18 protein-coding genes are annotated in these 20,420 nt (G+C 33.6%); 12 read left to right on the forward strand and 6 right to left on the reverse strand.

Annotated elements, in window-relative coordinates; genetic code table 11:
- Positions 1-23: 23 nt before the first annotated feature.
- Positions 24-914 carry a DMT family transporter gene (locus EMN46_RS01950; RefSeq protein ID WP_154198981.1) on the reverse strand — a complete coding sequence of 297 codons (891 nt, stop codon included), beginning with the start codon at positions 912-914 and terminating at the stop codon, positions 24-26.
- A gap of 159 nt (positions 915-1,073) precedes the next feature.
- On the opposite strand from EMN46_RS01950, the gene EMN46_RS01955 reads away from it, so the two are divergent.
- Complete coding sequence (locus EMN46_RS01955) at positions 1,074-1,706, forward strand: MarC family protein (RefSeq protein WP_154198982.1); 633 nt, start codon at positions 1,074-1,076, stop codon at positions 1,704-1,706.
- 113 nt (positions 1,707-1,819) lie between these two features.
- Here the strand turns inward: EMN46_RS01955 and EMN46_RS20350 are convergent, their stop codons facing one another.
- The 5 genes from EMN46_RS20350 to EMN46_RS01980 all read right to left on the reverse strand — a co-directional run bounded on the left by EMN46_RS20350 (position 1,820) and on the right by EMN46_RS01980 (position 9,281).
- Positions 1,820-4,009, reverse strand: coding sequence for a radical SAM protein (locus tag EMN46_RS20350; RefSeq protein ID WP_368667481.1), 2,190 nt, complete (start codon positions 4,007-4,009; stop codon positions 1,820-1,822).
- Between the two features lie 189 nt (positions 4,010-4,198).
- Positions 4,199-4,822 (reverse strand): hypothetical protein, encoded by a 624-nt coding sequence (locus tag EMN46_RS01965; RefSeq protein ID WP_154198983.1) that lies wholly within the window; start codon positions 4,820-4,822, stop codon positions 4,199-4,201.
- Between the two features lie 661 nt (positions 4,823-5,483).
- Positions 5,484-7,313, reverse strand: coding sequence for a sensor histidine kinase (locus EMN46_RS01970; RefSeq protein ID WP_195715158.1), 1,830 nt, complete (start codon positions 7,311-7,313; stop codon positions 5,484-5,486).
- A gap of 202 nt (positions 7,314-7,515) precedes the next feature.
- Positions 7,516-8,445 carry a magnesium transporter CorA family protein gene (locus EMN46_RS01975; RefSeq protein ID WP_154198985.1) on the reverse strand — a complete coding sequence of 310 codons (930 nt, stop codon included), beginning with the start codon at positions 8,443-8,445 and terminating at the stop codon, positions 7,516-7,518.
- Between the two features lie 377 nt (positions 8,446-8,822).
- Positions 8,823-9,281 carry an Lrp/AsnC family transcriptional regulator gene (locus tag EMN46_RS01980; RefSeq protein WP_154198986.1) on the reverse strand — a complete coding sequence of 153 codons (459 nt, stop codon included), beginning with the start codon at positions 9,279-9,281 and terminating at the stop codon, positions 8,823-8,825.
- 198 nt (positions 9,282-9,479) lie between these two features.
- On the opposite strand from EMN46_RS01980, the gene EMN46_RS01985 reads away from it, so the two are divergent.
- From EMN46_RS01985 to EMN46_RS02035, 11 genes are all read left to right on the forward strand, one after another.
- Complete coding sequence (locus EMN46_RS01985) at positions 9,480-10,034, forward strand: 2-oxoacid:acceptor oxidoreductase family protein (protein ID WP_154198987.1); 555 nt, start codon at positions 9,480-9,482, stop codon at positions 10,032-10,034.
- Between the two features lie 49 nt (positions 10,035-10,083).
- Positions 10,084-10,383, forward strand: a complete 300-nt coding sequence (locus tag EMN46_RS01990) for a 4Fe-4S binding protein (RefSeq protein ID WP_154198988.1) — start codon at positions 10,084-10,086, stop codon at positions 10,381-10,383.
- 85 nt (positions 10,384-10,468) lie between these two features.
- On the forward strand, positions 10,469-11,659 hold the full coding sequence (locus EMN46_RS01995) for a transketolase C-terminal domain-containing protein (protein WP_154198989.1): 1,191 nt from the start codon (positions 10,469-10,471) through the stop codon (positions 11,657-11,659).
- Positions 11,652-12,560 (forward strand): thiamine pyrophosphate-dependent enzyme, encoded by a 909-nt coding sequence (locus tag EMN46_RS02000; protein ID WP_154198990.1) that lies wholly within the window; start codon positions 11,652-11,654, stop codon positions 12,558-12,560. Before EMN46_RS01995 ends, EMN46_RS02000 begins: the two co-directional genes overlap by 8 nt.
- A 187-nt stretch (positions 12,561-12,747) precedes the next feature.
- A complete protein-coding gene (locus EMN46_RS02005) occupies positions 12,748-13,965 on the forward strand; it encodes a PLP-dependent aminotransferase family protein (protein ID WP_154198991.1) in 1,218 nt (405 codons plus the stop codon).
- Between the two features lie 286 nt (positions 13,966-14,251).
- Positions 14,252-14,692 carry an IS200/IS605 family transposase gene (gene tnpA / locus EMN46_RS02010; RefSeq protein WP_154198992.1) on the forward strand — a complete coding sequence of 147 codons (441 nt, stop codon included), beginning with the start codon at positions 14,252-14,254 and terminating at the stop codon, positions 14,690-14,692.
- Positions 14,693-15,457: 765 nt separating this feature from the next.
- Complete coding sequence (locus tag EMN46_RS02015; RefSeq protein ID WP_154198993.1) at positions 15,458-16,366, forward strand: phosphate acyltransferase; 909 nt, start codon at positions 15,458-15,460, stop codon at positions 16,364-16,366.
- Positions 16,367-16,570: 204 nt separating this feature from the next.
- Positions 16,571-17,737, forward strand: a complete 1,167-nt coding sequence (locus tag EMN46_RS02020) for a PLP-dependent aspartate aminotransferase family protein (protein WP_154198994.1) — start codon at positions 16,571-16,573, stop codon at positions 17,735-17,737.
- A gap of 135 nt (positions 17,738-17,872) precedes the next feature.
- Positions 17,873-18,283, forward strand: a complete 411-nt coding sequence (locus EMN46_RS02025) for a hypothetical protein (RefSeq protein ID WP_154198995.1) — start codon at positions 17,873-17,875, stop codon at positions 18,281-18,283.
- A 140-nt stretch (positions 18,284-18,423) separates the two neighbouring features.
- Positions 18,424-19,107 (forward strand): response regulator transcription factor, encoded by a 684-nt coding sequence (locus EMN46_RS02030; protein WP_154198996.1) that lies wholly within the window; start codon positions 18,424-18,426, stop codon positions 19,105-19,107.
- Between the two features lie 2 nt (positions 19,108-19,109).
- The gene (locus EMN46_RS02035) at positions 19,110-20,357 is read left to right on the forward strand and encodes a sensor histidine kinase KdpD (RefSeq protein ID WP_154198997.1); all 1,248 of its coding nucleotides are present in this window, start codon (positions 19,110-19,112) and stop codon (positions 20,355-20,357) included.
- Positions 20,358-20,420 lie beyond the last annotated feature (63 nt).

Here is a 20,420-nt window from a genome sequence, read left to right on the forward strand (position 1 = left end):
TCCAAATTGAATCTTGAAAAGGATTAGATCTTTTTAAGCTTATTTTTCTTATTAGTTAGATATACACCCAGTAGAATAAAGAGCATGCAAGTTAAATGAAGAGGCGTAATATTTTCGCCATCTAATATTCCCCACATAATTGCAAAAATTGGAATAATATAGGTTACCGACGAAGCATAAACTGCGGATGAATAACGAATAAGACTATTCATTAAAACCATAGCTAGTGCAGTTCCTATAATTCCTAAACCTGCCAAAGCAAGTAAATGAACAGGCCATGAAGGATTTTCAAGAGCAGGCGCAAAGTCTGTTGTCAATAAATAAATTAGAGCTACTGGTCCTGTAAAGAAAAAAGCTAACGAAGTAATTTGCATTCCCGTAAGATGAGCTAATCTAGCCTTAACCTCATTAATATTGATGGCATAAAAAAAGGTTGCCAAAACTATAAGTAATGCATATGAGTTGACATGACCTATTTCCAAACCACTACCCGAGGTAATTAAACCAACTGCTCCTAATAAACCTAAAATTAGACCTAAAGCCTGTAATAAAAGAAATTTTGTTCGATGAAAAAGAATACCCACAAGAAGTGTAAATACAGGTGTCATAGAGTTTAGCATTCCTGCCAATGCACTATCAATTTGAGTTTGGGCTTTTGTAAATAAAAAGGCTGGAATAAAACTGCCTATAAATCCTGCTATTAATAAACTCTTTACATCCTTCTTTTTTAGATATTTCAAGTTTTTTATTGAATAAGGCAACAGAACAAGCGATGCTAAAAGCATTCTAATACCCGCAACCTGTTCATTGGTAAAACTCTTTAAACCAATTTTCATCAGAATAAAAGAAGATCCCCACACAAAAGCAAGAAGTAAAAGAATAGAAAATTGAAACCATGGCTTTTTCCAAATCATAGGGCTAAATTTTTAGATCCGCAAGATAGCTTGATTCTCTATTCATTCAACACATTGGGTAAGAATAAATCCCAAAATTACTCACATAAGATTAATGGGAGAATAACATTAGCTTAATCTTTAAAAGCCACCTAATATCTATGTTTGAATAAAAAACAAATGGAATTATTTCTTTTATCATTCGGTGCTTTATTCTCAATTATGAATCCCTTAGGCACGGTACCCATCTTTGTTGGATTAACACAAAACAACTCTAAAAAAGAGCGAGCAAGTATCGCATTCTGGACTTCTTTTAATGTTTTGATTATTCTTTTATTTTCATTTTTCGTGGGAAAATATCTACTCTCATTTTTCGGAATAAGTCTAAATTCTCTAAAAATAGCAGGAGGATTAATTATCGCATCATCAGGTTTTGCACTACTAACAGGTAAATTTACGGAACACAAAGGAATGAAGAAAAGCCGTGTAAAAGATGATATTCACACTCGATCGGATATTTCACTAACCCCTTTAGCAATTCCGATGTTGGCTGGCCCAGGAACTATTTCGTTATTAATAGCCTACAATCAAGAATATACTAATTTTATGGATTGTAGTGTCATATTAACTTCTGTAATAGCTAGTAGTTTAAGCATTTATCTTATTCTTAAGTCTTCACATTATATCGTAAAAATACTTGGCGCATCGGGCATAAATGCTCTATCGAGGATTATCGGGTTTATCGTAATTGCAATTGGTATTGAACTAATCGTTGTAGCCGTTATTAGTATTTTAAAACTAGCCGAATTTTAAAATAATGTAAAATCTTAATTTTTGTACAGAGAACACAACATGAAACAACAAGTGCGCTAAGATTAAAACAAAATTCTTTTCGAACTCTGCGCAAAACGTGATCTTCAATTGAACTAAACCATCAACAAACCATTCTCCCTAAGTGTCATAATAGGTTTAGAGTACCAGAATAATTCGAAGTTTTCAAACTGCTCTTCAAAATTTTCCTTAAGTGAAGCAAAAGTAAAAACCTCTTCTTCATTTATTGAAAGTCGATCTAGAATATCAAGAAGCCATTCGCCATATTCTTTTTCAATACTCACATCTACAACACCTGTTTTATTGTGAAAACTCATCTCAAAAATCTCTCGAATTTGACCTTTCTTCTTTTTCGTGTAGGATGAAACCAAGGGTAAGCCACCTAACCAAATCACTTTAGCCGATGGTTTACTTATAAACGCTTCTTCGGCTTGCAAGCAATTTTCAATAAAGCTTCGCTTCACTGTTGTGTGGGGAATCTTAAAATCAAACCAATCCTGTAAAGGCATATCAAACCCAATATCAAGCATGTAATTGTAAAGCGATTTCTTCAATCCAAAACTGAATTTATCATGCTTAATTCCAGTCTTGTCTTTAAACTGTATATCGTTATTGGCAAAGGTAATTTTATCATAAAGAGGTTTCAACCCATAACCTTCTGGATCGAGACCAATTGGACTATGAGCCGTTAGGGCAAATTGATGCCAAAAAGCAGATTGAACAATTCCAACTTCAAACAGTTGTCTAACCATCTCAAGACTATCAACCGTTTCTTGAACCGTTTCAGTAGGAAAACCATACATCAAATAGGCATGTACCATAATACCTGATTCGGTCAAATTATTTGTTACACGAGCCACTTGCTCAACAGTTGTTCCCTTGTTAATAAGCGCTAACATTCGATCTGAAGCAACTTCTAAACCTCCTGAAACAGCAATACAACCCGAAGCTTTTAATAAAGCACACATATCCTTGGTAAAACTTTTTTCGAAGCGAATATTCGTCCACCAAGTAACACTTAATTTCCGCTTGATAATTTCAATAGCTACAGCTGTCATTAAAGCTGGAGGAGCCCCCTCATCAACAAAATGGAAACCAGTTTCCCCTGTTTGAGCAATCAACTCTTCCATTCGGTTAACCAAAGTAATTGCCTTAAGCGGATCAAAAGTTTTAATGTAATCTAAAGAACCATCACAAAAGGTACATTTTCCCCAGTAACAACCATGGGCCATAGTCAATTTATTCCAACGCCCATCACTCCAAAGGCTGTGCATTGGGTTCGTGATCTCAATAACAGAGATATATTTATCTAACAACAAATCAGAATAATCTGGCGTTCCCAACTCTTCCTGTTTATAATCTTTCAAGATGGATTGATTCTGATATAAAACCTTCCCTCCTTCACAAATATAAGTTCGTTTTAAATCTATATTCTTTGCAGGATCAGAAATATGTTGCCACAATAAGTCTAGAGGTAATTCGCCATCATCCAAGGTAATGAAATCGACAAATTCAAAAACACGAGCATCAGTTAAACTACGAAGTTCCGTATTGGGGAAACCGCCACCCATTACAATTTTAATCTCAGGATAATTTGCCTTTATAAACTGGGCACATCGAAAAGCGGAATACAAATTCCCTGGAAATGGAACGGATAAACAAAAAAGCTTAGGATGCACTTCTTTTAGTCTCTCGTCGAGAATTTGCAAGCTTATTTCATCAATATAAGTTAGTTCTTCTTGAAGTTTAGAATACATCTCATCGAAACTAGCAGCCGATCGTCCCAAACGTTCTGCATAGCGACTAAAACCAAAATCCTCATCAATACATTCGTTTATAAAATCAGAAAGATCTTCTAAATAAAGTGTTGAAACATACCTGGCTTTATCCTGAAATCCCATCATACCAAAAGCCCTATCTAACTCATTAACTTCTTCGAATCGCGAAGCTTGTGGTAAATAATTATCAGTACATATTTGACGGGCTAAACTTTGGTTTTTACCTTGAACAAATGAAACAACAGAATCAATTGTTCGCAAGTAATCAGCCTTTAGGGCATAAATACGTTGCGCATTTTCTGAATTGATACGATCTTGATCAAGAGCTAAGTCAAATATATTTTCTAAGCTTTCTCTATTGAAAAGAGCCAAGATAACTTCTATACCCAAATCCATCTGATAAGATGAAACCCCTTTGGTGTTAAAAAAACCTTTTAAATAAGCAGTAGCTGGATAAGGTGTATTGAGTTGTGTAAAAGGCGGTGTTAATAGAAAAATATCTTTCACGATAGCGATAGGTTAAATAAAATGTCTGACAAAATTACAAGGATATTGAGAAAGATAACATCTTTAATACTATTAATTCTCTTTTTAATCACCCAGCCAACCAAATCAAAATACTTTAAACGAAAAATTCCAGATAAATCCGGAATTTCACAAACATCTAAGATGTTAAGGTTTCAATCTTTAATCGATCTACAAAGATTTATAAACCATTAAAGAAGTATCAGTATATTCTGTTTTTAATTTTCGACTATCTCTTGTTATGTCAAAACTAAATAAATACTCATATCTTACTGATCCAATTTCAATTGGAAGCATTATCCGCACTTTTCCATTACATTCATCAGTAAATAAATTATCAAATGTCCAACGCCCACTTACAGGTGTTATAAGCCATTTTAAATTTTCTATTGGAACAATATTATCTTTAATTTTACTCTTCTTCACAACAATTGTAGATAATTGTACTGCATCAATATCATCAATCATTCTGCTGGTATGCATTGTTCTTTGAGAAAAACTATTCTGATCTATATAGGTCACATCGTCCCATATAATCTTGATATTTCTATCTGATTCATTCGCTAGATTCATAGCTAAATGTGTCGGTTCTAAAGTCCACTCCACATTAATCAAACTATCTGAAAAAAGTGCATTTATTAAATCAAGTTGATTATTATTATTATCAATAGACCCGCGTAACTCATTATTAAGTTCAACACTTGTAAGTTTAATTTTGTATGCATGAACCCTTTTCCCAAATATATTAAAACTAACAAATAGAATTAAAACTCCCACAACTAATAATCTTTTCATCCCTTTAATTCTTAATTACAATTAAATATCATTTTATACAAATCACATCTTGTTATTATACTTCAATTACTAACAAAAAAACACTTGCAATTTAATTAATGTCATAATCAGTTTTGTTAATAGAATAATTTAAGTACTAATTCCAAGAAGCTTGCAAAAGTAAATAAATCAGAACAAACTCATCCATTCAAACATGCATACTTTAATACATTACACTAAACTATCGTAATTTATGACGAGGAACTATTGACATTACACTAAATAAGTGTAATCATAATATAAACAACGGTAGACTAGATGATAACAATTAAAAATCAAAGGAAATTATTCACCTAGATTTTCATCAAACGAATCACATTTATGAGGAAATTTGGCACATACCATTAATGATAACAAACAGAATTCAATATATCTGATTGCACCATATTATGAATCAAAAAAAATAGGATTGCAAATTACAAATATAATCCTATGTAAAACAGATAAGCATAAGATATAAGCTTTATAAAAAGGCACTAATGATAGATAAAAGGCTAGAATAAGACAAAACTAAAATAAGAAACACATCATATTTCCTTACTCAACAGATCAATTATGACTTATAAACTACCGCTCATCTAATTAGTTTTAAGAAGAGATTAAGGCTTCAAAACATTCACTATCACTCAGGTAATATCAATTTAAACTGACTACCCTTACCGACTTCACTTTCTACATAAATTTCGCCACCTTGTTTTTCAATAAACTCTTTACAAAGGATCAAACCTAATCCAGAACCTTTTTCTGCATCAGTTCCAAGAGTGGAGATATTTTTATCTAATAAGAACAGATTATCAATTATATTCGCAGGTATACCAATACCTGTATCCATTACTGAAATTTTAACAAACCCTTTTTTTGTTGATCGTTCTGATGATATAATAACTTTACCATTAGATTCAGTAAACTTCATAGCATTAGTTATTAAATTTCTCAAAACCGTACTCAGCATATTTTTATCTGCATATACAAACTGATTATCTTCTGTATTATCAACTAAGTCGATGTGTTTTTTATCTGCAGTTGATTTAGACAACAAAATAATTTCTTGTACAAGATCCTTTATTTCTATCTTTTGAGGTGCAAATTTAATACTGCCAGTTTGAGAACTAGACCAACTTAATAAATTCTCTAGCAACAAATATGTCGTTTTTGAACTAGCATTTAACGTTTCAATAATAGACATTCGTTCTTCGTCACTAAATGTGTCATAATTTTTAATTAACATATCGGTAAAACCCAATAATGAATTGAATGGACTTCGAAGGTCATGCGAGATTATGGAGAAAAACTTATCTTTAGTGTCGTTACTTATTTTAAGTGATTTTAGTGCTTCTCTTCGGTAATGTTGAGCCTTTGCCAACCTATAAGAAACTGCTAATAGACTTACAAATAAAAATGTCATTAATAAGCCAAAATATTTACGAGTTCTATCTCTCTTTAGATACAATTCATCCAGAGGTGTATAAGAAACAATCTTCCAATTATAATGACTTGACACCAACTTTTTATCGCTTGATACAAGTGAAGAACTATGTTTCTTTTGTTTTATCTGTACGCCTTTTAAAGGATAAATCGTTTTAAAAGTGAATAATCCTTTTTCATTTATAAATTGTGAAGCATCTTCGTTTTGAATTTTCAACCACTCTGCGGGATAACGATTTTGAAAGGTGAGCTCCTTTTTATTTTCATACATAAAGCCCCATTCGTCTTCAGGTGAAGAGCCCTTTAACCAATAGCCATCTGAATTTAACAACATCATCGTTTTATCAACCTGATCGAGAATTGTTTGCCCTAAATAATTAAATAAAATTACACCTCGCTTAACTCCTTTGCTATCAAAAACAGGAGTAGCAAATCGAATAACAGGTTTCAAAGGCGCTTCAATCTTACCTTCCTCAATATTTAAGTCAATGGGAGATACAAAAACATCATTTTTATCAAGTTTAAAAGCATCCTTAAAGTAATATCTATCCTTTTTATTTTGCAATTCCGATTCAGGAACCGCTGAAGATTGACCATTAATGAAATTAATTCGGATTAGTTCATCGCCATTCTCATTAATCAATCGTATTTGATCGTAAAATTTATAATAAGCAGATAGATTTTTAAAATCGTCTGCCAGTAATTTAACTGCAAGACTACTATCCCCATCTTCTAATACTTTTACCACCCCTTTATTAAGAGAAAGTATCAACAGATTATCAATTACATGATCAATTTCTGTTTCAATATTATCTAACTTATTATTTACTTGACTTTCTTTGGCACTCAAAAGCACCCTCAGTTCCATTCTTTCTTGAACAAGTAAAATGCTTAAACTACCAATAAACATCAAAATAAAAATTGGAAGAAAAACGAGAAGTGTTCTAGATAAAATTCTACGAAAAGGACTCTTCGTTCCTTTATTAGATTGATTTATAATATTTCGAATCATATTATTCTTTTTCATTAAAGCAGTATTTGAAACCTCATCCATATATAATGATGATGAAATGTTAAACTAAACTACAATGATTCCTAAATTTATAGGATTCTCAATAAAGAGATTATTGCATAGAGTAGACTAATATAACTAAATAATTAGATATACTCACTCAAAATAATATGTTTATATTCTTGAATTGCTTCTGATTCTTTCTACCTCTCAACAATTACATCCACTGTCGTTTACGAAAAACGAAAACACCAATGATAGATAATAAAATAGAACTAATAATAATGGCTGGCATTGCTAAAGATGAATTTTCAAATGAGTTTGGCACATTCATACCAAACACGCTTGCTATAAGAGTTGGAATCATGAGAATAATTGATATTAGAGTCAATTGTTTCATCACCACATTTAGATTATTTGATATCACAGATGCAAAAACATCCATCATGCCACTTTGTATATCTGAATAAATTTGAGCCGTTTCCAAAGCTTGCTTATTTTCAATAACCGCATCGTCTAATAAATCCTGATTAATCTCACTACTCATTTTTTTTGAGTTTCGAAGCTTAGCCAATACAATCTCATTGGCCTTTATCGAAGTAATAAAATACACCAAACACTTCTCCATTTTAAGAAGTTTATTTAGCTCTCTATTCTTAATAGATTTCTCTAAATCTTGTTCTATAAGTGCCGTTTGCTGGTTAATTTGCTTTAGATATCTTAGGTAGATATTACCCGAACGCAAAAAAAGTCGTAAGATAAAGTTATATACATCAGAAACAGCACTATACTGCTCTCTAAAAGGTAAATATTGCTCAATAGGTAAAACCTCATTATTATGCAAACACAAGGTTAATGTGAAATTTTTACAAACATAAATTCCCAAAGGTATGGTATGAAAAGGAGTTCCTTTATTTGAACTTAAAACAGGTACACGCATAATTACCAAAGACCAATCGTCATCAAATTCGACACGCGATCGTTCGTCAGTATCTAAAATATCTTGAATAATATCAGCAGGTAGCTTAAACTCGTGGTTGAGTCGCTGAATTTCTTCGGCAGTAGGTTGAGTTACATTTATCCAACAGCCTTGTTCAGCTTCGGGAATTTCAATATAAACCCCAAATGTTTTAAAAATATTAATCATTTTATTTCCCTAGAATACGAACCACAGGGAAACAAGACTTGCCCCCTTATAGATCAGTTAATATACTTATTTTACTATGATACGGGCCTTCGTCCATGACATTATTTGTTTTAAATCGTTCACAAAAGTAATCAATTATTTAACTCGATATTCCCAGACGCCCTCTTTTATATAACCGATTAAATAATTAGAATGTTAAGATGAGCTTTAAGTTGTCACAGATTAGGACATTTTTCGCTCTTTTCTGATATCTAATCATCTCTCAAAAAGCATTACTTGAAAAATCCTCAAAATGACATAATTTCTAGAATAGACCTTTTAAAAAATCACATCTTTGGAAACTCGAGAACTGTCGTAATTCATAATTCGTAATTAAATTACAAATCATACCCAATCTTTTCAGAAGAAGAAATTACAAAGGTGCTATTGAAACGCGTTAAACATTCAAAAGTTGAGAGCTTCTCCTGGATAAAATATTGAAAGGCATTCATATCCTTAACCATAATCTTCAGCATCGCATCAAAATTACCAGAGGTAATATAAAACTCCATAACTTCGGGCAAAGCCAAGACCTCTCTTTCAAATTTTTCAACAACATCTCGTGTGTGCTTTGTCAACGAAATAGAAATAAAAACGACCATACTTCGATCAATTTTCTCAGGATCGAGAACCGCCACGTAGTTTTTGATTATACCACAACGCTCAAGCTTCTTAACACGTTCATAAACAGGAGTATTGCTCAAGTGTAGCTTTTCTGCTAATTCTTTAATTGTGATTCGACAATCCTGCTGAAGCAGTTGTAATATCTTTCTATCGGTACGATCTAAGTTTTCCATAAAAGAATATTTTTCTATTGATTTGGCAATAACTAGGTCCTACAAAGATATTAATTCTAGGATAGCATCAATTTACTAGAACAGTTTTCTGTATTTAAACAATATACTAGTAAACAATTAGGTATTAAAGTAAATTTACAAGAGTTTTTACCCAGAACATCTATTAAACTATAAACAACAAACAAAATATAAATACAAATGAAAGAAATTAGATGGCACGGAAGAGGTGGACAAGGTGGTTTTACCGCTTCTCGTCTTTTAGGAATTGCAGCTAGTATTCACGGTGGTAAGCATGCTTTAGCATTTCCATCATTTGGACCTGAACGTAGAGGTGCACCTGTTTTAGCCTTCACCAAAATTGACGACACTAAGATTCACGATCGCAGTGAAGTTCAACATAGTGACTACGTTGTGGTGATGGATGAAACTTTAATTGTAGCTGGTTTTGAGAATGGTATCAAATCAGGAGCTACAATCCTTATCAATACTGAGAATATTGAGAGATATCAATCCTCACTTAAAAATTTCAAATTAGTTGGTCTTGATGCAACATCATTGGCAATGGAAGTTTTGGGTCGACCAATTACCAATACTGCTATGTACGGCGCTTTAGCTGCTGCATCGGGCTTGGTGAGTTTAGAGGCAGCTCTTGCTAGTATCAGAACTGAAATGAATCCTAAACTAGCAGCTCTGAATGAAAAAATTGTAGAAAGAGCTTTTGACACTATTAACGCACAAGCTACTGGTTGTTAAAATCAACATCAATTCATAATTATTAATTCATAATTCGTAATTGAATATCATGGATAGACCAAAAAAAACGGAATTTAAATTCCCAACTCATATAGACGAATACCCAACTGGTCCACAATATGCGGCTGGTTACTTACCTGAAACTAATGCAGGCTGGAGAACATTCCATCCTGTTGTCGACAACGCTGCATGTATTTATTGTCTTCGTTGCTACCTACTTTGTCCAGATGGCACTATTATTAAAGACAATGGTAAAATCTCATTTGACATGGATTATTGCAAAGGCTGTGGTGTTTGTGCACACGAATGCCCTGTAAACGCAATTAAAATGGTAAAAGAACAGTTGTAAACTGGTTATCAGTTATCGGATGTTTGTTATCAGTTAAAACGATAACGGAAAACAGAGAACAGAAAACCAATTTAAATCAAAAACAATGAAATCAAATAAAATATTCATATCAGGTGATGAAGCTGTTGCCCAAGGCGTGAGATTATCTCGTCCTCATGTAATAGCTGCTTACCCAATCACCCCGCAAACCATCACCGTTGAACGCCTATCAGAAATGTGCGAAGCAGGTGAAATGGATGGCGAATACATGCACGTAGAGTCAGAACACTCTGCAATTTCAGCAGCAATGGGTGCCAGCTCGGTTGGTGCTAGAACATTTACAGCTTCTTCGTCACAAGGCCTATTATATATGGCCGAAGGTCTACATTACTGTAGTGGTGGTCGTTGGCCAGTTGTGATGATGAACGCAAACCGTTCGGTGGCTTTACCATGGAGTATTTACGGCGATCAGCGTGATTCTTTATCCCTATTAGATTGTGGATGGATTCAAGTTTATGTTGAAGATGCACAGGAAGCTTTGGATATGATTATTCAAGCCTACAAAATTGCAGAGCATAAGGATGTCTTAACGCCAATGATGGTGAACTTAGATGGTTTTATCCTAACTCACACTTACGAGTTAGTTGAAATCCCAGAACAAAAGATGGTAGATGAATTTCTACCTTCATTCCAAACACCTAATAAAATGTCATTCGAAGAGCCTAAAAATTTAGGTTTTAGTTCGAAACCAGATGATAATACAGAATTCAAATATCAGCAGAACAAAGCAATGTTTGACGCTATCGATGTGATTCGCGACGTAGATCAGGAATTTGCTGATAAATTTGGTCGTAAGTACCACGATATGGTTGAGGAATACCGTTGCGAAGATGCAGAAGTTGTTCTTGTTGCCTTAGGTAGCGTTTGTGGAACCATTCGTGTGGTGGTTGACAAGATGCGAGCTGAAGGTAAGAAAGTTGGTCTACTGAAGATTCGTTATATACGTCCTTTCCCTGAAACTGAAGTTAAAGATTTAGCTAAGCGTGTGAATGCAATCGGTGTGATTGATAAGGATATTTCTTTCGGATACGAAGGAACAGTTTATACCAATGTAAACTCAGCTATCTCAAAAATCGATAAGTACGTTTACAAGAGCAATTTTGTTGGCGGATTAGGTGGTCGTGATATCACAAAAGACGAAATCGAAGAGATGTTCAACAAGCTAATCAGCGGAGTTGAGAATAAAAGTGAAGAAAAAGTAGAATTTTTTAGCCTTAACGTAGAAACCAATGACTAATCTAGCAGATATCCCAAAAGTGAATGCCAAAAACATGACCGAAAAGGAATTTTTCTATGGTCATAAAGCTTGCGCCGGATGCGGTGGAAGTATTGCAGTACGACTGGCACTTAAAGTATTAGGTGAACGCACCTACACAGCATTGCCAGCCGGATGTATGTCGGCAGTAGGATTTATTTTCCCACAAATGGCATTTAATACCAATGCGATTATTACAACTTTCCCAGGCTCAGCAAGTATGGCATCAGGAATTGCTGTTGGAGCAAAAGCTCTAGGCCAAAAAGATGTAAAAACAGTTGTGTTTGCTGGTGACGGTGGAACAGCCGACATCGGATTTCAAGCCCTATCAGGAATGATTGATCGTAACGATGATGTTCTTTACATCTGCTACGACAATGAAGCTTATATGAATACCGGTATTCAGAAAAGTGGATTAACACCTTACGGAACAAAGACGACAACAACGCCAGCTGGTAAAAATCTGCCCGGAACAACAACTCACAAAAAGAATTTGTTCGAGATTATTGCCGCTCACGATATTGCTTATGCTGCAACAGCGAGTATAGGTTACCCTCAAGATTACCTAAATAAGGTAAACAAAGCGAAGCATATTAAAGGTGCAACTTTCATTCATGTGTATGCATCTTGTCCCACAGGATGGGGAATACCAATCGAAACATCAGTAGAAATTGCAAAAGATGCCGTTGACTGTGGTCTTATTTTCCTAGCAGAATTTGAAGATGGAGAATACAAATTGAACAAAAATCCTAAGCAATTTGCTCCGGTAAAAGACTATTTGAAAAAACAAGGTCGATTCAAGCATATGACTGATGAGAATATAGAAGTTGTGATTGAACATCGCGATAAAAAATGGTCTCGTATGCGTAAGAATTGGCTATAAATACAATGCCCCTTATATCCCCATTAAAGGGATTTTGTCTGCATTCCCAATTCCCCTCTTGAGAGGGGATTAAGGGGAGTGTTTTTAGTAATAAAAAGACGCTGAGGGGTAAAATTCACATCCCCCTGTATCCCCCTTCAAAGGGGGAATAAAAAAGATTAACCCAAGTCAAAAAAAAACAAACAAAATGATCAGCGATTTAAAAGGAGCTTTTTCTAGAATAAGTAATAACAACAAACGATCAGCTATTCGTGAAATTTTAAAATTGACTCAGAACCCTGAGATCATTTCTTTTGCAGGTGGATTGCCAGCACCAGAATCATTTCCTGTGGATGCATTGGATACAATTGTTACCGATATGATGCGTGAAGAAGGTGCTTCTGTCTTACAGTATGATGCAACCGAAGGCGTAAAAGAACTAAGAGAGCTTCTTCTAAAAAGATATCAGGACCAGGGCACTCAAGCAGATATAGATAATCTTATAATTACAACAGGATCGCAACAGGGCTTAGATTTAGTAGGTAAGATTTTTGTGAACGATGGTGATGTTGTCATTTGTGGTTTACCATCATACCTTGGTGGTATTGGTGCTTTTAAAGCCTATGGTGCAAAAATGGCAGGTATTCCTATGGATGAGCAAGGCATGAGTGCTACTTTATTGGAAGCTAAATTGGAAGATTTAAAACAGGAAGGCATTAAGCCAAAATTTATTTATGTGATTCCTGATTTTCAGAACCCAACAGGTATAACCATGCCAGAATCTCGCCGCTTAGAGATTATTGCATTGGCACACAAATACGATGTTTTAATTGTAGAAGATTGTCCTTACCGAGATGTTCGATTCGAAGGAGAACCTCAGCGTATGATGTACGATCTAGACAATGACAATCACGTTCTTACTTTAGGAACTTTCTCGAAAATTTTCGCTCCAGGATTCCGTATTGGATGGATTTTAGGACCAAAAGATGTGAACGAGAAAATTGTTATTGCAAAGCAATCGGCAGACTTGTGTACACCAACTTTCGTTCAAAAAATTGCCTACCGTTACATGAATTCAGGTGTTTTCGAAACGAATCTAAAAAAGACAATTGATTTGTATCACCAACGTCGTGATGTGATGTTAGCTGAAATGGAAAAACATATGCCCGAAGGTGTAAAATGGACACATCCTGAAGGTGGCATGTTCTTATTCATCACACTACCTGAGCACGTGAATGCACTTGAGCTTTTCCACAAAGCAATTGAGAAAAAGGTTGCCTTTGTAACAGGAGATGTCTTCTATTGCGATGGTAGCGGAACAAATACCATTCGTTTGAATTTCTCATATGTGAACAACGAAAAAGCTATAACAGGTATTAAACGCATTGCAGATCTTATTAAAGCTGAAATGCTTGTTGAGGCTTAAGACAAATCAAAATAAGCAATCCCCAGCTAAAGCAAGGGACAAATGATAATTTTGATGATCTATTAATACATTCCATATCCTCAGGTTTTAACCCGAGAATATTTTAAAATTGTTTATCCATTTTTTTTGAATCATTGATTTTTAATGCCCCATCTAAAGCAAGGGACAAATGATAATTTTGATGATCTATTAATACATTCCATAGCCTCGGGTTTTAACCCGTGGCTATTTTAAAATTGTTTTATATAGTAAAATGCTGTATTTTTTATTCTCTAAAAAATACAACATGCCACATGTAAGAGTATACATTCATTTTGTTTGGAGTACAAAATATCGCGAACCATTTTTACATTCAAGTTTGCTAAGAAAAAAAGTTTGGAAACACATTAAACAAAATGCCGAAGAGAAAGGTATTCATATGGATTTTATAAATGGATATCATGATCATTGTCATTGTTTAGTGATGCTTCAGTCTGATCAGACCATAAGTCAGATTATGCAACTAATTAAAGGAGAATCTTCCTTTTGGATTAATAAAAATAAGCTGTGTAAAGATAATTTCATGTGGCAAAACGATTATTATGCAGTATCAGTCAGTAAATCATCGTTACAAAAAGTCCGCAATTACATTAGAAATCAGGAATCTCACCATAAAACAAAATCATTCGAAAAAGAAGAAAAAGAATTGATTGAGAAATATGGATTTATAAAGTTAGAAGACAAATGATAATTATAAATAAATTGTTGATTTATGCATTGCCCTAGCTAAAGCTGGGGACAAATAATAATTTTGATAATTTTGATAATCTATTAATGTATTACATTGCCTCATATTTTAATCTGATATTATTTAAAATCTGTTTATCCCTATAGATTTAATTCTTAATGCCCTAGCTAAAACAAGGGACAAATGTTAATTTTGATGATCTATTAATGCATTCCATTGCCTCGGGTTTTAACCCGTGGTTATTTAAAATATGTTTATTATTTTTTTTTATTTATGCATTGCCCTAGCTAAAGCAAGGGACAAATGAAAATTTTGATGATCTATTATTTCATTCCATTGCCTCGGGTTTTAACCCGAGGATATTTAAAATGTGTTTATTCAAATATTTTGATTTATACATTGCCCCAGCTAAAGCAGGGGACAAATAATGAATTTTGATCATCTATTAATGCATTCCATTGCCTCGGGTTTTAACCCGTGGATATTTAAAATGTGTTTATTCAAATATTTTGATTTATGCATTGCCCTAGCTAAAGCAAGAGACAAATGTTAATTTTGATATTCTATTAATACATTCTATTGCCTCGGGTTTTAATCTGATAATATTTAAAATTTGTTTATCACAATAGATTTAATTTTTAATGTCCCTGTTAAAACAAGGACAAATGTTAATTTTGATGATCTATTAATGCATTCCATTGCCTCAGGTTTTAACCCGTGGATATTTAAAATCTGTTTAAAAATTTATTTTTTGATTATTAGAATATGAATGAAATAAAATCACTTAAAGAAATGGTTTCACATCTGGAAAAATCGGATGTGAACAAAAAAATAGCCGTAGCTGTTGCCGAAGACGACAACACAATTGGAGCCCTTATTTCAGCATCGAATGCTGGTTTTGCAACACCGATTCTAATTGGTAGCCAAAAAAAAATTGAAAGGTTACTACTAGCAGAAAATGCCAATCCTAAGAATTTCACCATTGTAGATATTCCAGATCAGCAAGAAGCTGTAACCGAAGCCGTACGAATGGTGAAAGAAGATGAAGCTGACATTTTAATGAAAGGTTTGATTGGAACGGATAAATTTTTGAAAGCTGTTTTGAACAAACAAAAAGGTCTGTTGCCTCCAAAGGCATGCATGTCCTACGTTTGTGCGCTCGATCTTCCAAAATACGATAAGCTTCTATTTATTTCTGATACGGCAGTATTACCTTTTCCTGATTTAAATCAGAAAATAGCCATGGTGAATTACAGCGTGGCAATGGCAAAACGCTTTGGTGTTAAGAAACCAAAAGTTGCTTTAATCAGCGCAACTGAAAAACCAAACCCAGCATTTCCATCATCAATCGATGATACAATTATCTGCAAAATGGTCGATCGTGGTCAAATTAAGGATTGTATTGTAGATGGTCCTTTAGATGTTTTTCTTGCTTGCGATAAAAAAAGTATTGCCATTAAAGGCGTAGAAACACCAATTAATGGTGAAGCAGATGCCTTAATTTTCCCATCGCTCGAATCAGCTAATAGCTTTTACAAAGGCTTAATGTTATTTGCTGGTGGCGAACTGGCTGGCCTAATTCAAGGAACCATAAAACCAGTTGTTGTTATGTCGAGAAGCGAGAGCAAACAATCAAAATTCTATTGTATTGCCCTTTCTTGTTTAATGGCTTAAAGTTCTTGTGTAACTTATCGTCAAAAATAAAATACCTAGGGCATGCTAATCTCAATAGCATGCCCTAAAATTTACGCCTAATTTTTAAATAGGCTTTTAAAATAAATATTTAAATTGTACCCTTCTTTGAGAATATCCTTTAGGAAATATAGAGGTATTAAAAGATGCATAATAATTGATTGTAAAGACGTAAAATAAACAACCATGAAAAAAATCAATGCTAGTCATACACCACTCTATCGCGAAGCTGGCTTTAATTTACAAAGTGCAAAACGCACAAAGGAAGCTTTTGCAGCTGAAGCAAATAATGAACACGAACCAGAAGACTATATCTATTCTCGATATAGAAATCCGACGACTGTAGCTGCTGAAAAGCAAATTATGGCACTTGAAAATTGTAAATGGGCAGTACTTGTAGAAACAGGAATGGCTGCTATTGATATAGCTGTATCTATTTTTCAGAAAGGAAAAGATACTCGACCCAGTTTATATTTTCATGAGATTTATGGCGGAACAAATTATTTTATAGATAACATATTAATTAAACGTCGTAATTTAGATGTTCATCGTTTTTATGCTAAAGATGGACATTACGATTTTGTAGAATTGGAGCGTCTATTAGACGAGATTCAACCTGAATTCTTGTATTTCGAGGCGGTATCGAATCCAATGTTGATTGTTGCCGATGTGAAACGCATTATAAGCTTAGCAAAACAATACGAGGCTAAAATTATTGTAGACAATACATTCGGCACACCTTATCTATGGAAACCTTTGATGGATGGTGCTGATTTGGTCATTCATTCGGTTACCAAATATTTGAGCGGACATGGTAATATTAGTGCTGGTGTTATTTGTGGTAACAACAAAGAGCTGATGAAAGAGGCCATTGAATATCGCAAATTGACAGGCCATTTTATAAGTCCAGACGATGCTTACCGCTTGGGCACACAACTGAAAAGTTTTGAACTCAGATTTCAGAAACATTGCGACAATGCGATGGCTTTGGCGACTTTCTTAGAGGATCAACCTCAAATTGAAGAGGTCTTATATCCAGGATTAGAATCTCACCCAACCCAAAAAGAAGCAATAGACCTATTCGGAGATAAAGGCTTTGGTGGCATGATAACTTTCGACACAAAAGGAGACTCTTATACCGATAAAGAAGAAAAACGCGACCGCTTTATAGCTGCCCTAGAAGATACAATTCCATTGATTCCAACATTGGGCGAAGTTGATACAATATTATTGCCTATTGAACCTGTTTGGGGCGACAAATATCCTCTTCCTGGCATGATTCGCTTATCGGTTGGCATCGAAAACATCGACAGATTAAAAGACCTAATTGGTGGAGCGTTAAATCAATTGTAAAGACTCAACATATTGTGTCTCCAAAAACAAAAAAACATAAGGGTAGAGACGTGATTTATCACGTCTTTATCAACAATCCGTAAGGTATAAGGCAGATTAAAATAAGAAACTAAACGTCAGTAAAGTTTAATAAATATGAAAAACATTACGATACATAGACCGAAAGAGAGTTTCAATAAGAATTTTTCATATAAAATATTAGTCGGAAACAGGATTCTAACGGAATTGAAAAACGGAGAAGAAAAAATTATTGAAATTCCAGATGAAAATGAATCAATAAAAGCAAAAATCCAATGGTGTGGAAGTGAAAAAATGGAATTGCGGAATTTATCAGAAAGCGACAGGATAATCGTTAATGGAAATAAATTTCTAAATAAAATACTCCTATTTTCTGGAAGTATTTTACCTATAATTGGGCTTATGATGTTTAGTTATGGTCTTATTTCAAAAAATTTAGGCACTGGAATTATAGTGTTATTTGTTATTGGGATAATTGGAACTTTGACAATCGGAAAAAATAAATGGCTAAGATTGAAAAAAGAGTAAATATACATCATTAAAAAAACCAATTAAATTCTTGATTACAAAATACTTTCAGCAATAACATCGGGTTTACTTTCCACCTTTTTTTCTAAATTACAGGCTTAAGCAACTAAGCATACTCAAACTGACACCTTACTATCTGCATGAAAAATGAAATTCTTTTAATTGAAGACGATATTGAACTACAGAAGCTCGTTTCAGATTATCTAAAAAAATCTGGCTTTATATGTGTCTGTGCAGATAGTATACATAGTGGAAAGTTGCTTTTCGAAAAGCATAAATATGAGATTGTACTACTCGATTTGGGCTTACCCGATGGAGATGGCTTAACTTGTATCCCATTTATAAAATCCATTTGGAATGAGACTGGTGTTATTATTGTTTCTGCTCGAGATAAACTCGAAGATCGTATAGATGGATTAAATCTAGGCGCCGACGACTATCTTGTTAAACCCTTTCATTTATCGGAACTTAACGCTCGAATAAATGCTTTATTGCGACGTAATTTTCACTCGACAAGTTATATCCTTAAGTTTGAAGAAATAACAATCGACACTCAGGCAAACATCGTTTTTATACAAGGAGAACAAGTAGATTTCACTAGAAAAGAATTCGATTTACTATTATTTTTTATCGAGAACAAAAAGAAAGTTCTTACAAAGGAAAACCTCTTTGAACATGTATGGGGCGAGAACTCAATATTTATGGATAATTCCGATTTTATCTATACACATATCAACCGACTACGAAAAAAGATTAAAAACCATACAGGAGAAAACTATATCAAAACCGTATATGGATTTGGTTACAGACTTGAAATCGACTAATTATGAAACTACTGAGTAAAATTAATCGAACTTATTTTAAATATGGTCTTATCATATTTTTAGTAGCCGATTTCGTTATAATTTCTTTGAGCAGCTACATTCTTAAACAAGAAATGGATGAGGAATTGAGATTTGAGGCTACTGAATTGGTTGAAACTTTTAAAAAAGATAATAGTATTCATAATATCTACCCGACAACTGTTGTTGAAAAGGTCGATGCAAACTATAAACTTGTATCAATAAGTAAGGATACGCTTATATATAATAACAATCAGAAGGAATTAGCACCTTTTCGCGAATACTCAACAGTTATTATAACTAATAATCAAAAATACAAGATCACAACACGGCATATGCTGATGGAGTTCAATGATATTTTTACATTATTTACAAGTCTGATTTCGGTTGTCCTTTTTTTAATATTCATTGGTTTTCTATTTTTCACCCAAAGACTCAATTCTCTAATTTGGAATGGGTTTAATAAAAATGTCGAACAATTGAAATCTTATTCTTTTGATTCTCACATAAAACTTCATTTATCAGAAACCAAAATTGATGAATTCGATGAATTAAATCAGGTATTAATAAACTTATCAGACCGATTGGAGCTTGACTATAAAGCATCCAAGGAGTTCTCTGCAAATGCAGCACACGAAATACAAACACCCTTATCCATTATTCGATCTAAATGCGAGAATTTATTTTCCAAACCTAATTTAGATGACGAAACCATAGCCTCACTTCGAGATATTTATTTAACTACCGATCGTTTATCAGGTATAGGCAAAGCCTTACTTCTATTAGCCAAAATTGATCATGGTCAATTTAATACCATTGAATCAATATCTTTATCTGAGATTTTTAATTCATACCTAAATTCGTATCAAGAAATTATTCAAGATAGAGAATTGATTGTCAATATTTCAGAAACTCAGCCTTGTTTAATAAATATGGACAAGAGATTAGCAAACCTTTTAATTCAGAATATTTTTATTAACGCAATCAATCATTCTTCCAAGGGCAAAGAAATTTTAATTAAACTTTCAGTAGATAGTTTTACCATCTCTAACCAAGGCGAAGAAGCGATTCAAAACCCTGATCAAATTTTCAATCGCTTTTATAAAGAAGATCAAAATCAAGGATCTACGGGCATTGGATTAGCCATTGTTAAAAAAATAGCAGATCACTATAATTTTAGAATGACATACTTATTTAAAGATTTTAAACACAATTTCACTTTTCACTTATAAGTTTGTTAGAAATTTGTTAGAATCACTATGTTCTTTTGTTGTGTTTAAAAATCATTCACAACT

This window comes from Ancylomarina sp. 16SWW S1-10-2 (genome assembly GCF_009669305.1).
Taxonomy (GTDB): domain Bacteria; phylum Bacteroidota; class Bacteroidia; order Bacteroidales; family Marinifilaceae; genus Ancylomarina.